The organism is Neochlamydia sp. AcF65 (assembly GCF_018342435.1).
GTDB lineage: Bacteria > Chlamydiota > Chlamydiia > Chlamydiales > Parachlamydiaceae > Neochlamydia.
On the sequence record NZ_JAEMUE010000005.1, the window covers coordinates 1 to 25,038 of the forward strand.

General features: G+C 38.6%; 17 protein-coding genes and 1 tRNA gene. 7 read left to right on the forward strand and 11 right to left on the reverse strand.

The genetic code is table 11. The features are described 5' to 3' along the window. Window positions 1-359: 359 nt before the first annotated feature. Window positions 360-746, reverse strand: a complete 387-nt coding sequence (locus NEOC65_RS00190) for a hypothetical protein (protein ID WP_166155004.1) — start codon at window positions 744-746, stop codon at window positions 360-362. A 127-nt stretch (window positions 747-873) separates the two neighbouring features. On the opposite strand from NEOC65_RS00190, the gene NEOC65_RS00195 reads away from it, so the two are divergent. Then, window positions 874-2,334, forward strand: coding sequence for an RNB domain-containing ribonuclease (locus tag NEOC65_RS00195; RefSeq protein ID WP_213155332.1), 1,461 nt, complete (start codon window positions 874-876; stop codon window positions 2,332-2,334). 53 nt (window positions 2,335-2,387) lie between these two features. Here NEOC65_RS00195 and NEOC65_RS00200 read toward each other — a convergent pair whose 3' ends face one another. Then, window positions 2,388-2,840, reverse strand: a complete 453-nt coding sequence (locus tag NEOC65_RS00200; RefSeq protein WP_213155333.1) for a pentapeptide repeat-containing protein — start codon at window positions 2,838-2,840, stop codon at window positions 2,388-2,390. A 46-nt stretch (window positions 2,841-2,886) separates the two neighbouring features. On the opposite strand from NEOC65_RS00200, the gene NEOC65_RS00205 reads away from it, so the two are divergent. Both NEOC65_RS00205 and NEOC65_RS00210 read left to right on the forward strand, forming a co-directional pair. After that, the gene (locus NEOC65_RS00205) at window positions 2,887-3,066 is read left to right on the forward strand and encodes a hypothetical protein (RefSeq protein WP_213155334.1); all 180 of its coding nucleotides are present in this window, start codon (window positions 2,887-2,889) and stop codon (window positions 3,064-3,066) included. Window positions 3,067-3,469: 403 nt separating this feature from the next. Further along, entirely contained in the window at window positions 3,470-6,838 is a 3,369-nt protein-coding gene (locus NEOC65_RS00210; protein ID WP_213155335.1) for an NACHT domain-containing protein, read from the forward strand. Window positions 6,839-7,091: 253 nt separating this feature from the next. Here the strand turns inward: NEOC65_RS00210 and NEOC65_RS00215 are convergent, their stop codons facing one another. The 9 genes from NEOC65_RS00215 to NEOC65_RS00255 form a co-directional block, all read right to left on the reverse strand. Next, entirely contained in the window at window positions 7,092-8,096 is a 1,005-nt protein-coding gene (locus NEOC65_RS00215) for a DNA polymerase III delta subunit-related protein (RefSeq protein ID WP_213155336.1), read from the reverse strand. A 68-nt stretch (window positions 8,097-8,164) separates the two neighbouring features. Next, window positions 8,165-8,821, reverse strand: a complete 657-nt coding sequence (gene tmk, locus NEOC65_RS00220) for a dTMP kinase (protein WP_213152258.1) — start codon at window positions 8,819-8,821, stop codon at window positions 8,165-8,167. Next, window positions 8,818-11,400 (reverse strand): DNA topoisomerase (ATP-hydrolyzing) subunit A, encoded by a 2,583-nt coding sequence (gene gyrA / locus NEOC65_RS00225; protein ID WP_213152257.1) that lies wholly within the window; start codon window positions 11,398-11,400, stop codon window positions 8,818-8,820. Before gyrA ends, tmk begins: the two co-directional genes overlap by 4 nt. Window positions 11,401-11,429: 29 nt before the next feature. After that, window positions 11,430-13,934: a DNA topoisomerase (ATP-hydrolyzing) subunit B gene (gyrB, locus tag NEOC65_RS00230; RefSeq protein WP_213152256.1), complete on the reverse strand. Its 2,505-nt coding sequence runs from the start codon at window positions 13,932-13,934 to the stop codon at window positions 11,430-11,432. Between the two features lie 21 nt (window positions 13,935-13,955). Further along, on the reverse strand, window positions 13,956-14,294 hold the full coding sequence (locus NEOC65_RS09500; RefSeq protein WP_213152255.1) for a DciA family protein: 339 nt from the start codon (window positions 14,292-14,294) through the stop codon (window positions 13,956-13,958). A 232-nt stretch (window positions 14,295-14,526) separates the two neighbouring features. Continuing rightward, entirely contained in the window at window positions 14,527-15,465 is a 939-nt protein-coding gene (ispH, locus tag NEOC65_RS00240; protein WP_166154988.1) for a 4-hydroxy-3-methylbut-2-enyl diphosphate reductase, read from the reverse strand. Between the two features lie 153 nt (window positions 15,466-15,618). Then, the gene (locus NEOC65_RS00245) at window positions 15,619-16,107 is read right to left on the reverse strand and encodes a low molecular weight protein-tyrosine-phosphatase (RefSeq protein WP_213155337.1); all 489 of its coding nucleotides are present in this window, start codon (window positions 16,105-16,107) and stop codon (window positions 15,619-15,621) included. 12 nt (window positions 16,108-16,119) lie between these two features. Then, window positions 16,120-18,021 carry a bifunctional serine/threonine-protein kinase/formylglycine-generating enzyme family protein gene (locus NEOC65_RS00250; protein ID WP_213152253.1) on the reverse strand — a complete coding sequence of 634 codons (1,902 nt, stop codon included), beginning with the start codon at window positions 18,019-18,021 and terminating at the stop codon, window positions 16,120-16,122. A 10-nt stretch (window positions 18,022-18,031) separates the two neighbouring features. After that, window positions 18,032-18,937, reverse strand: a complete 906-nt coding sequence (locus tag NEOC65_RS00255; protein WP_213155338.1) for a tetratricopeptide repeat protein — start codon at window positions 18,935-18,937, stop codon at window positions 18,032-18,034. 507 nt (window positions 18,938-19,444) lie between these two features. On the opposite strand from NEOC65_RS00255, the gene yidC reads away from it, so the two are divergent. From yidC to lgt, 4 genes are all read left to right on the forward strand, one after another. Continuing rightward, window positions 19,445-21,961, forward strand: a complete 2,517-nt coding sequence (gene yidC, locus NEOC65_RS00260; protein ID WP_213152251.1) for a membrane protein insertase YidC — start codon at window positions 19,445-19,447, stop codon at window positions 21,959-21,961. Between the two features lie 81 nt (window positions 21,962-22,042). Continuing rightward, entirely contained in the window at window positions 22,043-23,446 is a 1,404-nt protein-coding gene (locus NEOC65_RS00265; RefSeq protein WP_166154978.1) for a DnaA ATPase domain-containing protein, read from the forward strand. Between the two features lie 547 nt (window positions 23,447-23,993). Continuing rightward, window positions 23,994-24,068 (forward strand) — tRNA-Pro (locus NEOC65_RS00270). A gap of 55 nt (window positions 24,069-24,123) precedes the next feature. Continuing rightward, window positions 24,124-25,020, forward strand: a complete 897-nt coding sequence (gene lgt / locus NEOC65_RS00275) for a prolipoprotein diacylglyceryl transferase (protein WP_213155339.1) — start codon at window positions 24,124-24,126, stop codon at window positions 25,018-25,020. Window positions 25,021-25,038 lie beyond the last annotated feature (18 nt).

Below are 25,038 nucleotides of genomic sequence, written 5' to 3' on the forward strand. Positions count from 1 at the left end.
TTCTACAAACAGCTTATCAAACTCTTCTTCCAGCTGCTTCCATTCAATCAATTTGGATAGCTGGATAAGAGGATGATCTAGATTGAGTTCATCGCTAAAGCGAGATTTAAAAAGACGGCTTTGTTGGTTATCTAGCTTGATTGGTTTCATAGTCAACTTTGCAAGAAATTAAGAGCTTTATAATGATTTAGGCGTAAACAAAGTATAGCGATTTGGGAGAAAAAACTCTCTCAAATTATTGCTTAAGCATGAAACATCCTTTAAATCATGTCAAACTATTTAACAATTTGTTGCTTTATAACCCCCTCAATTTTTTTATAGCCTATAAAAAAGTTTTATGAGTGCAAAAGGGAGGCTAGCTAATATGTCGCTAAAACTTCCCCACGTACATTTATGTACACCACCGCATCACTAATTTCTATAATAATCATGCGCTGATGCTGTTTTGTCTCTTTTTCTCCCCCCCATGCATCACCAGCTTTTTGTGTGGTCCATTGAATCTCATACTGGCCTGGTAAAAGCTTAAAAACTTTTGATATCCTACGATTCATAAAGCTTTTTGGTGCTAAATCCACCTCTTCGTCATTAAATTTAACAGAAGTAACGGTAACGTGTGGCATTGCGCTATCTTCAATAGATAAATGCACTTCAACTTTATTGGCTACAACAATAGCTTCTAGGGGAGGAGAATAAAATAGTAGAAAAGGGATAAGAAAAAAGCAGGCTTTTAAAATTGTTTTTAGCATATATATCTCTTTAACTTAAAAATTTATTTGATACCCCCGCAAAATAAATTAGCACGGAAATTCCATCCTTGTTATATCATAACTTTTTAACCTTTTCATTTAAATTTTCAAAGCTATGCAAAAATTAATGAATTCCCGGGTAAATTTGTTAGAAATTGCTCGCCAGGCCATGCTAGCTAAAGGGTTATCTCCTGATTTCCCCTCAAAGGTACAAGCTCAGTTAAATAAGCTACAAGCGCCGATGCTTGATAGCTCTAATGAACGTAGTGACATGACTAATAAACTGTGGTTTTCAATTGATAATGATGATTCGTTAGATTTAGACCAGTTAACCTATGCCGAGCGTATAAACGATCATTTAATAAGAGTGTATGTAGCCATTGCGGATGTAGATGCATTAGTTAAAAAAGATACCTCTCTTGATCGGCATGCTTTGGCAAATACCACCTCTGTTTATATGCCCATGATCGTATTTCCTATGCTGCCAGAGAAGTTATCAACTAATTTAACCTCGCTTAATCCGAATGAAAAAAGAGCCTCTATTGTGGTCCAAATGGATGTAGATGAATCAGGTAGAGTAGTGGATTACCATCTGTTTCAAAGCTACGTCTTTAATTATGCTAAACTTGCTTATAATAGTGTGGATGTGTGGTTGGAAACGGGAGCTTTACCGCCTGAGCCTATTCAAAGAATAAAAGAGTTGGCTTCTCAAATACGCTTGCAAGATGAAGTAGCTCAACGCCTGAAAAAATATCGCCAATCTTTAGGCTTCTTAACATGGGAAACTTACGACCCACAACCCATTATAAAAGAAGGCCAGGTAGTAGATCTTCAAGAGGTAAAAATTAATCGTGCGCGTGAGTTAATAGAAAATTTAATGATTGCCGCAAATACCTGTATTACTGCATTTCTACAAAAAAATAAGTGCCCGATAATTAAACGGGTTATTTGCCACCCCAAACACTGGGAGCGCATTGTACAAATTGCTGAGAAACATAAATTTCCTCTTCCTCTTAACCCTGATTCAAGAGCTCTTGAAAATTTTTTAATTAAAATGAGAGCGGCGGATTCTTTAAATATGCGCGATCTTTTTTTAGTGATTAAGAAGCTTTTAGGACGGGGGAAATATATTGTACAAGCCCCTACGGATAAAACCAGCCAGCATTTTGGCTTGACCTTAGCGCCCTACACGCATGCCACTGCCCCTAATAGGCGTTACTCTGATCTAATTGTCCAACGTCTGATTAAAGCTCGCCTTGTAAATCAAGCTTGCCCTTATTCTCTTTCTATTTTGCAAACCATGCTGCAAACATGCACAGAAAAAGAGATATGTGCAGACAAGGCTAAACGCAGTGTAATGAAATCTGTCTTAGCATTATATTTGGAAGATGCAATCGGTAAGACTTTTGATGCTTTCCTAACAGGCAAAGGAGAAAAAGGTAACTGGATCCGATTGATTAGCACCGCTATTGAAGGCAAGCTTATCAATGGCTATCAAAATATTGAGGTAGGAGATCGGTTGAAAGTTAAGCTAGTTTCTGTCAATGCTGAGAAAGGCTTTTTAGATTTTGTACAAGAAAAGCATTAATCTTTTATCTCTTGAGGAAAAGCTTATGAGTAGGTAAAGAGTTATTCAAAAGCCTATAATTCTATATGGCTTAAATTAGCCTCGGATAGGTTATCCTTTGTCAATGAGCAATCTCTCAGCTTGGCATAGCTTAAATTAGCCTTTGATAAACCGGCTCCCTCAAAAATCGCATGCGAAAGCTTTATATGCGGAATCTGAACTCTTTCAAGTTTCTGATCTACAAAAGAGAAGTCTGTCTTTTTTAAAATCATCATCGCGTTGGCTGCGGCAACGCTTAACTTTAAGCAATCTTTAGAAAACTTAATAATCTTTAGAAGCATATGCTGGATTTCTAATAGTCCGGAAGCTTGCTGTAAATAATCTGCTGCAAAAAGATGGACTATGTGGGAGTTCATTAATTGACCGCTATTAGAGATTTTCTGCGTAAACTCGTCCTCTTTCTCTTGAATAAGCTGCTTCCATTCCCTACAAACCAGCTTAACTTGATCTTGATCTTTTGCGCCCAATTTTGCAAATATTTTTGAGCTAATCTCTGCATAAGGCCCCAATTTAATGCGTGGAGGCTCGCTTTCCGCTATTTCTTTAAATGAAGTGATAGCAGTAGAAGAAGGTAGTAAAATCCTTTTCTTAAAAGTGAGGGATTGGGGAGCTATAAGAGAAAGCTACAAGCATGAGGGTAAGCCATCCCCCTTCCACTACTCCGCAGACTTGGTTATGACAAGTATGATTTAAATAATAAGTAGGCAGTTAATTAACAAATCTACCTAAACTCTAATCAAGATTTTTACTTTAAGATAAGGCGAGCTTTTCTCTTAGGATCGGCAACAGATAGCCAAGAGTGGGTTAAGACTAGCTCTAGTGAAAAAATTAATGGAACCAGGCAAGAGATATAGGCATGTCATGTAAAAACCTACTTTCAAGAATTCAGTCACTCATATTCTAGATAAATTCTCCTGCAAAATTATAGCTAAATATCAAGAGCCTTAGCTGTTTAAGGCAAAAAAATATTGCATAATTTAAAATAATTATAAAGAATGGAAATGCGAAGGTTGTTTTTTAAACTCAAAAAAACAAAATAGCAGGCCATCAATCAAGATGGATGCAATTTTAGTTTTCAAACCATGAGGAGGAAGCTATGACAAGCACAAGTCCTACAATTTCCACCCAACAGTCTACCACTTTTACCCCCACCATTACCCATCTACCGCCAACAAAAGGAGAAGCTATTGCTAAAGTAATTTTTCGCCTAATTGGTCAGATTTCGAATAAACCAAAATATATCTACGATGTAAGCATAAATCCTGAAAAAAAAGAGACGATAGCGAGCGTTAAACATAAAGATTCAATTTTGATAAAGCACCATACTCACTATTGGAATGTTAAGTATATAAATTTCCCTAAAGAATTTACCTTAAAGCAAATTTCCGAATTGATGATTCGACAGCATCCTGCAGTAAAAGTATCTAAAGAAAAGAGCATTGAACAGTTAAATTTAGAAGCTGAAAGCTATGATCGGCAATATCCCGTTAAGGTAGAAATAGGAATAAAAGGCACGACCCACCAGGGAAAAGAATATTATTTAAAGCTATGCCCTGACAAACTTGAAGATAGCAAAGCTTATATTAAAGATGCACAGGGAAATCCAGTACAAATTAGCCTCAACTTAGGACCTCTTAAGGATTATCGATATAAAGATATCCGTAACAATATTTTACCTAATTTTAACTCTAAATATCAAGTTAACTTAGTTCAAGAAGCAAAAGGACCCTGCTTACGGCTGACTACTTTAGCCCCGCTTACACCGCAAGTAGCTCCCGCCTCAGGGGAATTCCAGCAAGTCGCTTCGTCTGCATCTATTTCTTCTTCTCACCTGCTTGCAAGATCTGTGCCTTTGTTCTCTATCCGCAACACTCAAGACCTGGCTAATTATTTAGCTGGTGAAGGCTATATAGATCCCTTAGTTGGCAAGATTGTTAAGAAGATGGTGGATAGCTTTACCCAGCTTCAGCAACCTTCGGCAGAGGCGATTAAGGAAGTTATCGAAATTTTCGATAAGTTGGAAGAGTACGATCAATTTCGCATTCTCCAAAGTTTGATCACGCATTTTGTGGGCAATCCTCTCATAGATAAGAAAATTTTACAAGCCTTGACAGACATTTTGGTTCATTTTCAAAAATTTATCTATCAGGATAATTTAGAAATCTCTTTGCACAAGTCTGGTCAGCTTTCTTCTATGTCAGCAGAGTTTTTAGAAAGGCTTGAGCCTACGCATTTTGGGAAGATGCTGAAAATTTTAACAGATAATCTTGCGCCGACAGCTCAACCTAAGAAAAATTCTTTAGTCAAACAACACCTCAGGGTAATCATTGCCCTAATTGAAGCTATGTTAATCAAGGAGGTTGAAGGCGTCGATAAAGAAATATACATACACGCCTATGAGGCGATTAACCTATTTACAAAAGATAAAGACTTAGAGGTAGCTTATCTTGCCAAGTATGGGGAAAATTCTTTTCTCAAAATATCAGATGACCAAACTACTGGAGACATCGTTAAAGATGTATGCTCTCGTACCTTTTACTTCCTAAGAGCGGTAGCGAAGATAGCAGATGCAGTTGACCTGTTTGAACCTTGGCATATTGCCTCGGCTTTCGAGGCTCCAGCAGATTTTCAAAAGGCTTTTGCCTTTCAGGGACCCGGAATTGTAAAAAAAGTTAAAGAAAAGTGGTTTCCTGAAGATTGGTTTAATGTGCTCTTTAAAGTGCGCTATACGCTTTTTGAATATCCCCATATCTTTGTCAAGGCCATTAACACCTTAAGTACAGATGTTGAAATTCAAAAAAAAGAGACGCTCCATCATCCCTTTTTCCTAATGGGGTTTGTAAATCTACTTTGGGAAGTGCTTCATTTTCCCCCTTCTGCTTCTTTAGAAGATCTTGAATTAAAAAAGGTAGCTGTTCAGGTTTTTAAACAAATTTACCAAGCCAATGACACGCAGAAAAATTATAATCCCCAGGAGGCATTTAGCTTAAAGAAAGAGAGGAATAGAAGACAACTTCAAGAAATTACTAAACGCTATTTATTAACTTGCACAACTCATCCGCAGCAAGAGATTAGAGAGCTAGCTAAGGGAATTGTAAATGCTTTGCCAATGGATAAAAGTCCAATTACCTCTTTTAAGCCTGCTCCACTAACCGATCTTTTCACTGAAGCTATTAAAAAAGTTCCTCTTTTTGAAACTATGCAACGCATTGCAGAAAAATTAAGGAAAGATGATCAACTTAAGAAAGAAAGAGCCTATTATATCTCTCCTAAAGCTAGCGATTCCGAACGGCAATTCTCTAACCCGCAACCGCTGGCAGAGGAATTAAAAGAGTTTTTCGGGAATGAAAGTGCTTATGCTCTTCATCTTGAAGGCGAAGGTGGGGCCGGGAAAACACTTGCTATGAAAATGCTAGCGGATCAGCTTTTAATAAACTATTCGGATAGAAGTTATTTTCCTCTTTATACCTACCTTCCCAAGTTAAAGAATCCTATTCATAGAGCTCTAGAACATACTCTGGATTTTTATGGAGTGGATCGAGGTCAAGCCAATCAATTAAGTGGTCGCAAAATTTTATTGATTTGCGATGCTTATGATGAAATTAACTTTGACAGATTTTCTCGTCGATTTGAAGACCCTAAAAAAATTAACATCTATGTGACGAATAGATTTAAAGATAAAGAAATTTCCAAGGTTATCTTTGTCAGTAAAACAGGAACAGCAAAGAAAAGATGCTTTAAACCCCAAGGTGAAGGCTTGCAAAGACTACGTCTTACTCCCTTTGACGAAGCCCAAATTGTGGCCTATCTAAAAAAATTTGTGGCAGAGCGCCAAAAAGATAAAACCCTTCTTTGGACCGAACAAGAGTATTTGGATAACTTTCAAGCAATAAAAGACTCTTCTTTAGGAAAGGTTATTTCCAATCCTTTTCACCTAAAAATTACGGTGGAGGTTCTTCCTATTATTGTGAGAAAATATTTAAGCGAATATCCCGACCTAGAATTGGAAAGCATGTTTTTTGGAAGAAAAAAATTCGTTGTTTTGAAGGAATTATTCGATGTTTTTGCTTGTGTAACAGCTTATCGATCAAGTGTCAAATCTGAGGGAGAGAGCTATATAGCCCCCGAAAAATATTTGACTTATTCTGTTCAATTAGCCTTGAAAATGAAAAATTGTAACAGGACTTTTATTCCTTGGCCACCCGAAAGTTTTATTGGAATTAAAGAGCAGGAAAAAAACGATATTCGAAATAGCTTTAAAGATTTTTTTGAACCAGCTAAGAGCAGAGAAAAATTTTATAAAGAATGCCTAATTCAAAGAAATGAAGGATGGTCTTTTATTCATAAGGATTACCAAGAATATCTAGAGTTTTTAGGAAAGAAGCCGCCGGCAGAATTAGAGGAGTTCGTGAAGAGAATCGTTAAGGAATATAAATTTAAGGAGCTTTTTAGCCATCACAGATGAAGTACAAGGAAACAAGAGAGGAGCTTATCCACTTTTTAAACTTAACTCCAGCTAATGTACCTAACTTTTAAATAAGATCTTTAAAGAGCTTCATTTCATTAAAAAATTTCTGTTTTTCCTCTACAGAAATTATGAAAGAAGCTCTTTTTTTTTACCTTAAACCTCTTGCGGAATTTTTCAGCCAGCTGGAAAAAGGGAATTCTTTTTGATGGAAGCGGACAAATCTTTTGCATCTATCCAACACGAGCTCTATCTAAAGCAGCTGAAGCTCTAAAAAGAGCCTTTCTAAGCAATAGCTTAAAGAAGTTGATCTTTCCAGGCTTTTTTGAACATTCATAATTTTTTCCTCAACAAACTCTAAGGGTAAAATTTCGCCTCGTTGATAAGCTTGAAGAAGCTGTTTATGAAAATCAGGGTTTTCCAGCAATTCTAAGCGCCCCCCCGCATGTAATAAATGTAAATCGCGATACCAAGATAAAATATTTTTTAATAACGCTATGGCCTGCTGATTTACCTGCATAGCTATTGCACCTTCTGTTTCTTTTTCAACTAAATTCTTCTGATAGGCATTCATCTGATCGGTCGATACTTTTTGAATTTCGGCTATTCTAGCTTTTTCTTCTGCCTTTTGAACCTCTTCAATTTGATGGGCAATTTGAGAAGCATATGAGGAAAGTTTGGTATAGGTAGCCATTTTGCCTTCAGCCAGTAATGACAAAATTTGATTACGGCTTGGATCCTTTATCTTGGAAGCAACATTTTTATTGAGAGATTGAAAACGAATCGTACGGCATCGTGACAAAATGGTAGGTAAAAGAGCATGAGCATGACTAGAAAGTAAGATAATAAGGCTATTTAAAGCTGGTTCTTCAAATGTTTTAAGTAAAGCATTTGCACTATAATTTAACATCCTTTCGGCATCATAGAGCATAAAGATTTTCCAAGGGCTTTCATAGGGGGGCAAATAGACCTCTTCACAGAATTGACGCATCGAAGCAATACTATGCATCCCCATTTTACCCTCAGGGCGGTAAATATGAACATCGGGGTGGACATTTTTATCAATTCTTGAATAAGAGTTTTCTCCCATTAGCAATTTTGCCAAGGAAAAGGCAAATTGATCCTTGCAAGCTCCTTCAGGGCCTGCAAACAAGAGAGAATGCCCAATGGCTTGCTTTTGAACCATATTCACTAGATAATCTTTTACGTGCTCATTACCTAGAATGTGGTCAAAAATTTCTCTCATATTGCTCGTCATACCTAAGTTTACCTTACAACCTTCGTATTAAAAAGGAGGATAATTAAACTATTATTAAGCAAATTAACTTATAGTTTTTTCAAATGGATTAATTTTTCTTCCAACCACTGCTTAGCCTGACGAAAGACAGCATCTTCGGCTTGATTAGCGTCAATGACCTGAATGCGCTCAGGAGATTGCCTAGCTAAACTCAAAAATCCTTGGCGTACACGTTTATGGAAATCTAAACGCTCCGCCTCAATGCGGTCTACTTCTCCTCGCCCTGCATTCTCCTTAGAAGCCTTTCGCGTGCGCATGAGGCCAATCTGCGGATCGACATCTAAAAATAAAGTGAGGTCGGGAATTAAATTTTCACTCACACACTCACAAATTTGCTTAACATAAGCCATTCCTAGGCCCCGGCCTATGCCCTGATAAACAATTGTAGAATCATTAAAACGATCGCAGAGCACCACTTTTCCTTTTTCAAGAGCAGGCTTAATCAATTCCTCCAGGTGTTGGGCACGCGCTGCTAAAAATAGTAGCAATTCAGCTTTATACCCAATCGGTAGATCAGCGTTTCGATTAAGAAGCCATTCTCTAATATGAGTGCTTAATCGAGAACCTCCCGGTTCCCGAGTTTTCACTACCTCGTACCCAAGTGATGTTAAAACGGCAGCTAGCTTCTCTATAAGAGTTGTTTTGCCTGCCCCTTCACCACCTTCTATTGTGATAAATAATGTCATAAGCTGTTATTTTCTTCCAAAGTTTCTGAATCTATAGGAGTAGTAGGGCCTTCTAAATCGATTTCTGTGCCTGTTGTTGTTCTATCAGGATTTTCTTCTTCTATGGCTACAGCTACGCTCGCATCTTCTATACTTTCTTCTGCACTTTTCACTTTCTGAATAGCCACAAGATAATCATTATCACGTAAGTTGGCTAGCCTAACTCCTTGGGTATTACGTCCGAGCACGCGTAATTCGCGCATACTAATACGGATAGCTTGTCCACTTGCGGTCATCATGACCATGCCATCGCCATCAGCTACACAAAGGGCCCCCACCACATTTCCATTACGCTCACTAGTCACAATTGAACGTACTCCTACGCCACCACGATTTGTTTGCCTAAAGTCTTCTACGAGGGAGCGCTTGCCAAAGCCATTTTCGCAAACGACAAGAATGGTTTCATCTCCTTTTACGACTTCACAGCTGACGACATAATCATTCTCTTCTCTTAGGCTAACTCCTTTTACCCCTCGAGCCATGCGACCCATAGGCCTAACCTTATTCTCAGCAAAGCGAACGGCCATACCCCTATGGGTAAATATCATCACTTGATATTCTTCTTTTACTAAGCGTGCTGCTACCACCTCGTCACCTTCATCTACATCTAGCGCCCATATACCTTTACGACGTGGATTGCTAAAGTGGCTGAGCTCAGATTTTTTAACCACGCCTTGACGTGTAGCCATCAATATATAGGCTTGCTCATCAAAAGAAGAAACACGCATGATGGTGGCAATCTTTTCATTAGGTTGAATATCTTCTAGCAAGTTAACGAGCGGTTTACCTTTAGATTTACGACTCGATTCGGGTATCTGCCAGACTTTTATCCAATAGCAACGCCCAAGATTCGTAAAAATCAATAGGTAGTCATGCATGGTGGCCACATACAAGCCTTTAATTGTATCGTCCTCACGCTTCATCTGCATGCCTGCAACTCCTTGACCCCCTCGCCTTTGTTCGCGGAAAGTATCCATGGGCATACGTTTGATGTAGTCATCTTCCGAAATGGTGATGATCACTGGCTCATTAGCAATCAAATCTTCCATATTCATCTCGCTTTCGGCCGCAATTATCTGAGTTTTACGGGGAGATTTATGCTTTTCTTGGATTTCATTAAGTTCATCTTTAATAATTTGGCGGACCATAAGCTCGCTTGCAAGCACAGCTTTAAAATAGTTGATTTTCTCTAATAAACTTTGGTACTCTTCATTAATTTTGTCATGCTCTAAAGCCGTCAATTGATATAAACGTAAATCCAAAATTGCCATAGCTTGCTTATCCGAAAAGGCAAACCTGTCAATTAAAGATTGTTTAGCCTCCTCGCGGTTATTGCTGGCACGGATCAATCTCACAACTTCATCTAAATGATCAATAGCTTTTAAATAACCTTCCAAGATATGCGCGCGTGCCTCAGCTTTAGCCAATTCAAAACGGGTACGACGGCGAATAACTTCTATACGATGCTCAATCCAAGCACTAATAATGTTTTTTACATTCATAATACGCGGTAGACCTTTATCCAAGGCCAACATATGGCATCCAAAAGTAGTTTCCATATCGCTGAATTTATAAAGCTGATTGATGGTCACCTCAGGGACTTCGTTTCGTTTCAATTCCAACACAATCCGCATCCCCTCTTTATCGGATTCATCGCGTAAATCAGATACTCCTGCCAGAGTTTTACTATTGATCAGGTCTGCAATTTGTTCAATCAGACGAGATTTATTAAGATTATAAGGAATTTCATCGATGACCAAGCGCTGGCGGTCCGGGTTATCTTCCATTTCTTCTACACGGATGACACCCCGTAGAATGATTTTACCATGGCCTGTATGAAAAGCTTCTTTCACTCCCCGATATCCACAAATAATTCCCCCTGTAGGAAAATCGGGACCGGGCATTATTTGCATGATTTCTTCGATAGAAGTTAAAGGTTGGTCTAGCACAAGTAAAGTTGCCTTAATTAACTCATTAAGATTATGGGGTGGTATATTAGTAGCCATACCTACCGCAATTCCTGAGGAGCCATTACATAGCAAATTAGGAAATTTAGCAGGAAAAACGACCGGTTCTTTCTTGGTTTCATCATAGTTAGGAACATGATCTACCGTATCTTTATCCAAATCTTCCATTAATTGCATAGAAGCATGAGTGAGTCGTGCTTCGGTATAACGCATAGCAGCAGGAGGGTCGCCATCAATCGAACCGAAGTTCCCTTGGCCATCAATTAAAGTGTAGCGCATCACCCAGCCTTGCGCCATACGCACTAAAGTGGGGTAGATGACCATTTCACCATGGGGATGATAATCCCCGGAAGTATCCCCTGATATTTTTGCGCATTTACGATGTTTAGCGCCTGGCGACAAGTTTAGCTGCCGCATCGCATAAAGAATACGACGCTGAGAAGGCTTTAATCCATCGCGAACATCTGGTAAGGCGCGTGAAATAATTACAGACATCGAATAACGCAAATAGCTGTCTTTCATTTCATCTTCGACATTACGAGGGATAATCACCTCATTTTTCGTATACGACATATTCACCTTAAAGTTGACGATTTGTTAGATTATATATCTAAGTTTTTTACAGAAAGTGCATGCTGTTCTATGAAAGCTCGCCGGGGAGGCACTTCCTCACCCATCAGCATGGTAAACATGTGATCAGCAGCTATCACATCAGGAAGGGTCACGCGCAGCAATGATCTTTTAATTGGATCCATTGTCGTCTCCCAAAGCTGATCTGCATTCATTTCACCTAAGCCTTTATAACGTTGAATTTCAATGCCTTTACGGCCATTTATCCTTAAAAAATCAAGGATTTCGTGAAGGGTAGAAAAATTATGGGTATGGTTATCTTCCTTAATTTCCATAATTGTTCCATTAGCAATAAGATAATAAGTCAAGTCATACCCAAAGCTTGCCAGCTTATTATTTAGCTGTTCAAGATGCTCTTCTTCATATAATTCCATAAAATTAAGACGCGTAGCTCTAAAAATTCTCATTTCCGGAGTAATTTCTTCTTCAGGAATAGAGGCTAAGGTTTGTTCATGCTGAGTCTTTTGCAAGCACTCATTACGTTCTTTAAGCTCTTCAAATTCATCTAATGAATAAGCAAAGTGTACACCATCAGGCAGCGTAACCTGAAAACGAGGTAGCATCCCTTGAGGATTTTTTGCATGAAGAAATTCTCGAAAAGTGATTCCTTTACGCTCCATGCGCAAAACAAAGGATTCTAGCTCTACCATCAGCTGAAGTAAATCCTTCATCTGGGGAATAGACATAGGCTCTTGATCTTTAGGAAGTCTCATTTTCACATCGCTAATCCCTAATTCCAACAAGTATTCATCCATCTCTTTTTCGGAGTGAATATAGCGGCTAGTCTTTTTCCTAGATACTCTATATAGAGGAGGTTGAGCAATGTAGATAAAGTTATTCTCTACTAAAGCAGGCATGTGACGATAAAAGAAGGTGAGAAGCAGAGTACGGATATGCGAGCCATCCACATCCGCATCCGTCATGATAATAATTTTATGGTAACGCAGTTTTTCCAGGTGAAAACCATCAAGGCCAATGCCACATCCTAAAGCAGAAATGATTGTTCCTACTTCGGTGTTCTGAAGAATTTTTTCCAAACGAGCTTTTTCTACATTAAGAATCTTTCCGCGAATAGGCAAGATAGCCTGGAAACGTCTGTCCCTACCATTTTTAGCAGAGCCTCCTGCTGAATCACCTTCCACAATATAAATCTCGCATAGTTTAGGATCTTTTTCTTGACAGTCTGTAAGCTTTCCAGGTAGACGTCCACTGTCTAAAGCAGATTTACGCAAGGTCAATTCTCGTGCTTTACGAGCAGCTTCCCGAGCTTGTGCAGCAAGAATGGCTTTGTCCGAAATAGTTTTGGCGATTGCGGGATGCTCATCAAGGTAGATGGCTAACTCTTCACCAACAATTTGCTGGACGACTGAGCCTACATCGCTATTACCTAAACGCTGCTTGGTCTGGCCTTCAAATTGAGGATTGGCAACTTTAACAGAAATGACAGCTGTCAAGCCTTCTCGCATGTCTTCCCCACTAATCGATATTTTATCTGATTTAAGGAGATTATGGCTTTTAATATAGCTATTTAATACCCTTGTAAGAGCCGTTGAATAGCCAGTAAGATGAGTTCCTCCATGTCGTGTAGCAATATTATTGACATAAGAAAAGATGGATTCAGTATAAGTATCGTTCCATTGCATCGCTACTTCAAATTCAATAGGAGCGTCGTCACCAGATCTAGATCCAGAAAAGTATAAGGGCTCAGGAAAAAGGACGTTTTTGTTTTCATTTAGGTAAGATACAAAGGAAGAAAGACCGCCACCATAACAAAAATGCACATCATCTTTATCTTCATTTCTTTCATCATGAAAATAAATATTGATTCCTTTATTGAGAAACGCCAATTCTCTTAAACGTTTGGCTAAAATATCATAGTCGAATTCTACGACTGATAGAATAGTATCATCCGGCCAGAATGTTATCTTAGTTCCCCGCTTTGTGGTCTCGCCCATTTGTTCTAGAGGTTTTACCACATGCCCTTGAGAAAATTCAATCTCATAAGTTTGGTTGTTTTTGTAAACCTGGACAATCATCTTTTTAGAAAGGGCACAGACACAAGAAACGCCTACACCATGTAAGCCACCTGAGACTTTGTAAGTGTTTTTATCAAATTTACCACCAGCGTGTAAAATAGTCATCACCACTTCTACAGCTGAAACATCACGGCCCTGTTTGATCGATTCTTTTTCATGCTTTTCCACAGGGATACCCCGGCCATTATCTTCAATAGTCGCAGAGCCATCTTTATGAAGGGTCACGCAAATGGCGGTGCAATAGCCTGCCATTGCTTCATCAATACAGTTATCTACGGCTTCATACACCAGCTGATGCAAGCCATTAGAAGAGGTATCGCCTACGTACATACCAGGGCGCTCTCTAACAGCTTGTAACCCTTCTAAGACTGTGATAGAGCTAGCATCGTACTCTTTAGTTACTTGCTTAGCACCTTCTGAACTTAACGTATCGTTAGTCATGCATATATCCTATAATATTTATCATCCAATCCGAAAAACGATGTTCTTAAGATGAATATGAGGGAACTTGGTTTTTAAACTAGCTATAATTCGATTTTTATCATTTTGGCTTAAAAGACTGTGTAAAGTAGAGTTTTTTACTTTAACATGCAGAACGCCATCCATAAAAGACATGGCTTGTGTCATAGAGGCTAGCTTAGCTCCAATGACTTCAGGCCATGCTGCTAACACAAGATCTGGACGATGACGATAATTCTCGCGAATTTGAAAAACGAGCTGAGAAAGCACATCCGAAATTTTGTGCGTGGTAATTGCAGTGCCATCATAATTCTTAGGAGTTCTCCGAATTGCTCTTTGCACCGTTTAATTCCTTTAAAAAAGTAAGCTTTTTAACATAAAAGGTCTCGTCTTATCAAGCGTTTTTTATGCTTTGTTTTCCTCTACCTAACTTATAGGCAATGCTAAAGTAAACTCTTCATTTACCTTCGCTAAATGATCAGAATTAATAAAAAAGTTTAAGGAAGTAAAAGTTAGAATAAATATGAGCATTTTTGCAAACTAGTTTTTAGCTTTCTCTCTCTAAGCATGCACTTTAAGCTCCAAAACGCGCATTAACGATAGGCTTTGGAAGTTGAAAAACAACATCTTCCGTAGTAAACACTACATCTTCAACCTCTTTAACCCCTAAAGTAATAAGTTTCTTAATACAATCTTGTACAATTCCCTCAGGAGTAGATGCGCCCGCTGTAAGGCCTATAATTTTTACATCTTTCATCCACTGGGGATCAATTTCGCTATCATCATTGATTAAATAGGAAGCAATTCCTTTATTAGCTGCTAATTCACGTAAACGGTTTGAATTAGAACTTTGGGGATCGCCAACTACTAAAACTAAATCAGTAGCATCCGTAATCTCGCGCAAGGCAAGCTGTCTATTTGTAGTGGCATAACAGATAGAAGAACTAGGCAGAGTAACAATATGAGAATATTTTGCTATCAAAGCTTGCGTAATTTCTCCCACATCATCCAGGCTTAAAGTTGTTTGGGTAATGTAAAAAAGCTTATCATTGCTTTGAAAGGTAAGATTTTCTACATCTTCCACAGATTCCACAATAGTGGTTACATCCGGAGCTTCTCCAGCGGTTCCGATAATCTCCACATGATGGCGATGGCCAATTAATATGATCTGATATCCCAAATTAGCAAAGCGTTTAACAGCAGAGTGAACTCTGGTGACTAAGCCACAGGTGGCATCAATTTCAATCAAATTACGTTTTTGAGCCGCGGCACGTACAGCTGGTGATACGCCATGCGCTGAATAAATGAGGCGCGAACCCATAGGAACTTCATTCACCTCTTCTATGAAGATGGCACCTTTAGCTTTCAAACTTTCTACCACATGTTTATTATGAACTATTTCGTGTTTCACATAAATAGGGCGACCCCATAAAGAAAGAGCTTTTTCTACTGTCTCAATAGCCCGCTCCACGCCTGCGCAAAATCCCCGAGGCTTAGATAACAGTAATTTCATAAACTTTCATTCCTATAAGACTAGCATTGGAAAAGAGCTTATTTTACCATAAATTTGATATTGAGTAAAGGCTATTCCCCTAGGCAATCAATTCAATTTAATGGTTACACTTGCTTAAAAAAAATGAGAAAAAAGAGCTCGATTAAGCACTATTTAAGGGACTTCCGTATGCTTATTTGAAGCTTTTAAATGCTCGATAAATCCTTTGCAAGCCTCTTCGATCATATCCAATACCTGCTCAAAAGCTGTATCTCCCTTATAAAAAGGATCAGGGATGTTTTGATGATGATAGATTTGGCTAAAGGCAGTTAATAGATGAATTTTCTCTTTTTGCTTAACACTTTTAGCTTGCAAGTATAAATGATGCAAAATTTCCTGATCGGCAGCAAAAATGTAATCAAAATCTTCTAAAAATTTTTGATGAAAGGCTTGCGCCTGAGAAGTTAGATAAATGCCACGCCTGGAAGCTGCCTGCCTCATACGTGCATCAGGAAGTTGCCCTACGTGCCATGAGCCTAACCCACAGCTTTGCACTTTCACATTTTTTAAAGCAACCTCTTGATTAATGAGGTGACGTAAAATTCCTTCAGCAGCTGGTGAGCGACAAATATTACCTAGGCACACAAATAATACAGCAATCATAGGTATCCTTTATTATTGGACATCCGCAGCACAACGAAAGCCATAAGTTCCATTTACGGTACCTGGATTATTCCGATGCCGTCTTGAACAACGCAAGTCTTCTTTTAAGCTCTTCCAACAGCCTCCCCTTAAAACACGGTAAACACCTTGTAAAGGCCCTTTAGGATTTTCCGGCTCTTGAATGGATATCTCATAATAGTTATAGCCATACCAATCTTGGCACCACTCATAAACATTTCCTACCATGTCATAGAGGCCATAGCCATTAGGAATGTAACTCATCACCGCGGTAGTATCCGAGCTAAAAAAGTTAGCTTGGGATTTTTCAATCTCTTCACCTGTAGGATAAAGAGAATTTTCTTGTCCTCCTCGGGCTGCAATTTCCCACTCTGCTTCTGTTGGAAGACGTTTTCCTATCCACTTAGCATAAGCTACAGCCCCATACCAGGTTACCCCCACCACTGGATGTTTAGCATATCCCGATTCAATACTTAATTTACCACCGCTACGTTTGATTCTTGAATCACGCATACGGATAATGTCTTGATGATTGCTATCTTTTTCTCCACCCATGACTTCTAAAAAGCGAACAAACTGCTCGTTAGTGACAGGATGGATGTCAATAGCAAAACCAGCTAAAATCACTTGATGGCGAGGTACTTCATCGCGGTTTCCATCATTGCTACCACGATAAAAACTTCCTCCTGCTATAATTACCATATCTGTTAGAAGAGGCTGAATATTTTTCACTTCTTTATACTCGGGTCGATAAGATTTTACGCTGGTATCGATTTGAAAGACAGCAGCAGGATCGGGATCTGTTTGAGGCCTTTCCAATTGAGCCGTACGAAGAATAGGCCTTAATGCAGCAGCTTGCTTTTCGTCATGTTTAATTACTTTTTGAGTAGCCCTCTCTGTCTCTTTTAATACAGGTTGATCGAGTATGTAAACCTCGGCTAAACCATGAGCCGAGAGAGCTTTAGCAGGTGAAGCTTGCATTTTATCAAGTTCGTACACAAGCGATTCTGGACGCTTAACAGGATCAATTTGTAGACAGCTTGATATTAATTTATCCCAATTCCATCGCAAATCCGAACGCTCAGAAGGCATTTCAAAAATGCCTTCCGGAAACTCATTCATCAATAAATAATAAGCAAGCACTCCAAAAGCATAGCAATCTGCTTGTACATCTACTATTTTGGTTGTATCCAAGCGTTTTTGCTCAGGAGCTAAAAAAAAGTAAGTCTGTAGAAAAGAAGCGTGCAAAGGAATTAACTTTGAATTTTCTAACGAGCTGGCATAGCGTTCTTGCCCTGCTTTAAGAGGATTTACGGCAGATCCAATGCCTAAAGATTCAGCTACACTCTTATAAATGCGCGTTAAAACGGAACCTACCCCGACGATACGTGAAAGACCGAAGTCCGAAAGATAAAGATCAATTTGCGCTCCTAGTCTATTACTTACCAAAATATTATTAAGTTTAAGACCGCGATGCACAAGTTTTTTTCCATGCGCATAATCCAAAGCTTCAGCAATCTGCCTGAGTAGACGGAATAATTCTTCCTCTTCTAATCGCTTGCCTCGTCCCCCCATATATTGCATTAAATTGGTTGTTTCACCCAGCTCATCTACTACACAATCGGTAACTAAAAAGTATTGTCCATGCGAGTAAGAAACATTATGAATTTTAACTAAATGCGGGTGATCTAAAGCAGATAAATTAGCTACATCTTCTTCAAAACGTTGAATAAAGGCTCTATCGGCACTCAGCTCTTCTGGAAGAACTTTTAGGATATAATGCTTTTTCATAAAGCGATGCTCGGCTAAATAAACATTCCCTAGCGACCCTTGGCCTATCTGTTTAACAACAGTATAATCCCCTAATATTTTCGCTTCTTTTGTTCTAGGTTCCATACTTTCCTAATTATTTTTGAGAATGGCCACGCTTTTCGTCTAAAAGCTTCTGGGCCAAATTAATCACACGGCTAAAAGCATACCATTGCTTAGCTTTATCTAACAATCTTTGGGCTAAATCATACTGATGAAAAGCAAGAGCTATCTCCACATAATAGGGGATATCTATGCGCGACAATACTACATTTTGCTCAATTATGCGGTTAAGGTAAGTCGATAAAGCCTGTGGCTTGGCATCTTTCTGAGTAAATCCTATGATCATCCGATAGAGGCTCGTATCATAAGGCTCTATATCGACTGCTTTCCTAGCATGGCTTAATATTTGTAAACGTGCAGCCTGCCGCTCTTCTTCTGTTTTAGCTCTTTCGAAAAGTTTAACGTATAGGGCAGCTTTGGCTTTATAAGCGAGAAAATGGTGGGGGTCATGAAGATAGGCATGGTAAAATAGCTCAAAAAATTGATCGTATAGACCCAAATTTGCTTTACTCATTGCCAATAAGTAGCTTAGATGATAGAAATTAGGATTCTTTTCAAAAAGGGGTTCAAATTGCGAAATTAGTTTTGCTGCTGTTTTGCCAGAATCATAGCCTGCATCTTCTAGATAGATCTTTAAAGCTTGTGCATAGATTATCTTTTCCTCTGCTAAGATATTAACAGTTTCTGTAGCAGGGATTTCTTTTAAAGCTTCAAGGAAAACTTTAAAGGATTTTTCTTGCTCCTGATCTTTATAATAAGCAACCGCCCAATTTTTATGTGTCAACCCTTTATCTTCCTTGGAAATCTGGGGAGGCTGTTCTTCAGCTGGCAGTGGGCTTGCCCGGTTAAAAGTCTCTAATTTCTTTTCTGGCATAGCTGCAATTTCGGCTCTCCCTACCAGAAGAAGAGGTAATAGAGCTTTCAGCAAATTTTTTTTCATAAACTTCTCTGTCGATTATAAACAGGGCTAGAAAACCTATTAAATATTTCTCTATCTTTAAAGAAAAATCATCTCGCCCACTGTGCAAAATTTTAGAGGGCTTCTTAAAATATTATAAAATTTAAAGTCTAGCATGGTTAAAACCCTATCGACCTAAATCAGTTCTATCTAGCAGTTAATGCACACTTGCTGCCATAAAAGCTGGAAGCCTTATTATCTATCTGCTCAAAAGTTGCCCATTAATAAAGTTAGTAAAAAAACATGAGAATGAGCACAAAGGGTAGGATAGCCTATTCTTTTTAAATTAAATATCGGGCGCCATCATAAAAAATACACCTCCCAAGAGACAAAAGCAAGAATAAACTTAAGCCTTATAAATATCCGATTAAACTCTATAATCTTTTCTTACCTATCAGGGGTTCACCTAGGGGATTTAAATTGCATGATTAGAGAGATGTATGCTAATGTTCTTAATTTATCTTTAAACTTCAACAAAAAAGTCTACTTATGGATAAGCGAACCGCGCTATTTGTTTTATGTCTAACCTTAACCTTATTTGCTGTTAATTGGTACTTCGAGGGAAAAAATCAAGAAAGCTTAAAGGAATGGACAGCACAGCAAAAAGCCAAAGCTCTACAAATCGAGCAACAGTTAGAGAAAGAGATTAGCCAGAAGACCGAAAATCCTAGCAACCTTCCCCTAATTGATTTATATGCGGATGAGAATGCTACAAATTTTCTCACTACCGGGGTAGAAATCAATCATGTGGTCATGCTCTTAGCATGGGATGAGCAGCTCCCGAAAATTGTTTATAGCAAAAAATTTCAAGAAAACAACAAATCGCAAGCATTTAACCTTCTTTTTAAAGAAGGCTCTATCGGACAACCTGCCATTTATGCAGCAGAAAATGGAAAAAAATTGCAAGTAAGCGAACTTCCTGATTTTGGTTCTTTTGATTTGCAAATTGTTGAAGTAAGTGGAAAAAATCAGCATGCAATAACTGCTCCGAAAATCCTATGGGGAGAATATAAAGATGGGCGCTTATCTATTCCTTTAGTCAGATTAGCCCTGCTAAAGCAGAAAGAGCAAAGATATGAAAATCAGGTTAGAAATTATCTTCCTTCCAATGCTATTGCTTTATTAAAAACAGCCGCGGGATATCTACCTGTAGGCATTTATGAGCAAGAGGATGGTAGTCTTAAGCTGATGAATGAATTTATGGGTACCGAAAATATTATTTCAATGCCTAAAGCTAAACAAACGTCTAGCTCGCTGCAAAAGGCAGAGGAAAAATTTTTTGTGTTAGAAAATGCCTACCAGCAGCTTGTTTTTTCTAATCAGGGAGGCTCTATTGTAGAAATTAATCTTCCTTTCCAAAGCGCTAGCCATCCAGCCACTGTGGTAAAAGAAATTGAGTATGATCGTGACATGGTTAAAAACCATCCTTCTAATGCTCATTTTCCTGCCCATCCTTATTACACTCCTGATGGGGCATTACATCAAAAAGGATCGTTAGGGGGATATTATCCGCTTTTAAGACGCGATTTGATAGCAGAAGGAGAGAAAAAGCCTACGCGCCTGCCACCTCGCTTTTATGCAACTAATATCGTTTCAGAGTATCCGGAATTTGCAGAGCTTACCTATGAGGTGAAAAAATTTGATAGCCACACGATCGTATTTGAGGCTAGCCAATCCCATCGGACCATCACGAAAACTTATACTTTAAGAAACGACGAGCAAACAGCCCCCTACACTTTTGACTTGACAATCGAGATAAAAGGAGACAGCCGTGGCTTATGGTTAACTTCAGGGGTTCCTGAAGTAGAATGGATATCTGGAAGTCCAGCACCTGCTTTAAAATATAGGATTACACGTAATCGCAAATCCTCGGTAGAAAATATTGACCTACCTAAAGATGCCCTCACGGTAAGTTCTGTCTATATAGATTGGATTGTGGATTCCAATGGCTTTTTCGGCATAATCCTTGATCCATTATCCAAAATCGATGCAGGGTATAGAGTGCAGCAAGTTCCAGGAACGATAGTTCCTTCACGTTTGGTACAATTGGATCAGCAATATGATCGTTTTAAAGCAGTTAATATGCCCGGATACATGGCACTACTCCCGCTTGCTAGTGATGGCGGTTCTATGAACTTCCGCATCTTCAGCGGCCCGTTTGCTGAAAGTATTTTGAAGAAAGTCGATGCAATGTATAGTGATTCTACCACGGGATACAATCCTGACTACATTGCCTCTCAAACTTTTCATGGATGGTTTGCTTTTATTTCAGAACCGTTTGCTAAGTTTTTGTTCATCTTAATGAAATTTTTTTATCGCCTCACTAGTTCATGGGCATTTTCAATTATTTTATTAACCATTGCTTTACGCATCATGATGTATCCCCTCAATGCGTGGTCTACAAAATCCATGTTACGGATGCAACAAATTGCTCCTGAAGTAACAGCTCTTCAAGAGAAATATAAGAAAGATCCTAAAAAAGCTCAGCTTGAAATTATGTCTTTGTACCGTGAGCGCGGAGTTAACCCTATATCCGGTTGCTTTCCTTTACTGATACAAATGCCATTTCTTATTGGAATGTTCGATTTATTAAAATCCACTTTTGAGCTACGTGGAGCTAGCTTTATTCCAGGATGGATTGACAATCTAACAGCCCCTGATGTGCTATTTAGCTGGGATACTCCCCTCTTTTTTATTGGAAATCAATTTCATTTACTTCCTATTCTTTTAGGCGGGGTGATGTTCATCCAGCAACGCTATATGACTACCGGCCCTAAAGATCCTAGCCAGATGACAGAGCAGCAAAGGCAGCAACGCTCGATGAGTACAATTATGACGGGGGTATTTGCCGTAATGTTTTATAATTTTCCTTCCGGCCTCAATCTATATTGGTTATCTTCTATGCTACTAGGTATTCTACAGCAAGGGTGGACTTTAAAGCAGCTTCAGAAAAAAGCCTTACGTCCTCAAGTTATAGAAGTCAGCCAAAAAATTGTAAAAAAATAAAAAGGATTGCCTAATACTCCTCTTCAACATTCGTGCGAGCCCTCTCGCACGAGATTAAATTATAGCTGGGATAATTAAGAAATGCGTGCATGGAATGAATTTCTCGCCTTACAGGAAATTGAACTAGGCAGTGAAACCGTCCATAAATGGCTAAAATCCTTAAAAATTATTCGCTTTGATGCAGCTAATTTATATCTAGAAGCTAAAGATTCTTTTCAAGCTCTATGGTTTGAAGAGCATATGCGTCAAAAAATTCTCACCAAATTTGTTAACAATAATAATAAGAAAATAAAAGTTCACTTAAGTGTTGCAAACAGCTTACCCCGTAAACCAAAAAGTTCTTTATTAAAAAGTGCAGCTTTATCCAACCATGCCCCCTTCGCTTTATGTTTTGACGAATTAGATCCTTACTGTACATTCGAGCATTATGTTTCCTCGGAAAAGAATATATTAGTAGAAAAATTGTTGCTTAGCTTGGCTCATTCTGACCAACCAAAGGAGCTGGGTATATTTAATCCTATCTTTATCCATGGTAGCTCAGGAACTGGGAAAACGCATTTACTGATGGCTACCGTTCAGGCTTTGCGTAGTCAAGGGTTTCATGTGCTTTACTCTCGAGCTGAAACTTTTACTGAACACGTAGTCTCAGCCATTCGTGTAGGAGAGATGAGTATTTTTCGTCAGGCCTATCGAAATAGTGATGTCCTCATCCTTGATGGTGTCCAAGAGTTTTCTAAAAAGGGAGCCACTCAGGAAGAATTTTTTCATACCTTTAATACTCTTCATCTTGATAATAAGCAGATTATCTTAAGTGCAAACTGCTCTCCTGCAGAGCTTACCTATATTGAACCGCGCCTAGTTAGCCGTTTTGAATGGGGAGTGGTCCTTAATCTATTTCCTTTGTCTAGGGAAGAATTAGCCCTTGCTATTCGTAAAAAAGCTCAATTTTTTAATTTTCCTATTCATGCTAAAATCATTGAATTTCTGTTAGATAATTTTCCTAGCAGTAGTAAAGCATTGATTCGTGCTTTAGAAGCTTTAGTTTTGCGCTCACATCTCAACGAGCAAATGGCAAAGCACTCCACAGTAGGTATTACTGTGCCTATGGCTAAACAGATTTTAAGTGATTTATTGCTTGAGGAAAAACAACATGTCCTTACTCCCGAGAAAATAATTAAAAGTATTGCAGAAATATTTGGCATTATGTCGGAAGATATTTTGGGAAAAGCGCAAAGCCGTGATTGTGTTTTTCCCCGACAATTAGCGATGTATCTCTGTCGGCAGACACTTCAAATGCCTTTTACAAAAATTGGCGATATTTTTTCTAAAGATCATTCCACCGTGATGTCGAGTGTACGCCTGATAAAAAAAGGTATAGAGACCGATGATAAAGACATTATCAGTGCTTATCAAGCTATTCAGAAAAAAATCGATTTCAATGAACCTAATAATCGCAATAAAGAGGGAGGGGAAGGCGTTCTTTAACACATGAATTCTATCTACAATGATTTCATATAAGCTGTTTCTCTTGAGCTCTTTAATTTAACGATTAATAAAGCTTTAGTGGATGAAATACATTCACTCCAGTTTTTCTTTTTCAAGCCACTTTAGTTAGGCAAGTAGAAAAAGAAGCTGACTGAGCAAAATGAGACCGGAAGTTGTATTTATTAGCTGAAGATATGTAACCAGCTCTTAAGCTTTGGACACCTTAACGTTTTCTCTAAGCTAGCTAACCGATTAGATAGGCAATAAAATAATCCTACAACCTAACATAAAAAGTTACTGAGCTACCTTCTTAGAATGGATTTAAACTAAGCTATTCTTCATTCGAAAAAACTTTCAATTTTTATTTAAAGGAGTCTAGAGAACTTGGGGAATATCCAAGCTGGGTCATTACGGACTTATCCAGCTTATCTTCTAATCAAAGCTATCGATCTATGGTTACTTTAAAGTTGTTAAGTCGAAATATCAGCAAATCCCTTAGAAATTTCTTGCTGAAAAAGCCCCTCATGCCTATAATTTGCTTTTTCTTCGGAGTATAGCGCAGCTTGGCTAGCGCGGCTGCTTTGGGAGCAGTAGGTCGGGGGTTCGAATCCCTCTACTCCGATCAAAAGGCTCCTATGGCAAAAAGTAGGAGCCTTTGACTTCTAAAGGTCTTTTATATGCACTTGTTGATTGCCTGGCTATACTGGAACCCTTCTAAAGATATCTTCACTCTACCCCTTGTTAACAGGCCTATCGCCTGGTATGGCCTCTTTTTCGTGTTAGGCCTTATATTAAGTTATTCTATCGTTCTTCATCTTCTGCGCACTTGGTTGCTGGAATGCTATAGCTCTCAAAAAAACAATAAAGATATCTCCTCGATAGCATTAAGGCTAACAGATCGCCTCACATGGTACGTTGTCACCGGCATCATTATTGGCGCCCGTCTAGGTCACGTTTTTTTTTATGATTGGCCTTATTATCAATATTATCCTTTAGACATTTTAAAAGTTTGGGAAGGAGGCTTGGCCAGCCATGGAGGTGCTGTGGGTATTTTATTAGCCCTAGCTATTTATCGTTTATCTATCCGTAAGAAATTTTCTGAATTAACTTTTTTAACACTTGCAGATATTATAGCCCTGCCTACAGCCTTAGCTGGCGCTTGTATTCGCCTAGGCAATTTCTTCAATCAGGAAATACTAGGGACACCTTCTCAAGCGCCCTGGGCAGTAATATTTGGAAATCCTGCCGATCATAGCTTGCCTCTACCTCGTCATCCCGTCCAACTTTATGAAGCCTTTGCTTATCTAATTATCTTTGCTCTCCTCATTTTAATTTGGCAAAGAACTCATGTGCGCAAGAGATCTGGCTTCATGGCCGGATTGTTTTTTATATTGCTTTTTTCCACGCGATTTTTTTTAGAATTCTTTAAGAGTTCGCAAAGTACTGTTATTGACGAATCAACAATGCAAATGGGCCAATATTTAAGCCTGCCCTTTATCCTCAGCGGATTTTTTCTTATTATTTATACTAGTAAAGTCTCCAGAGCATTTACACAAGAAAAGGAGAATATTTAATTGGCATTGTTCTTTATT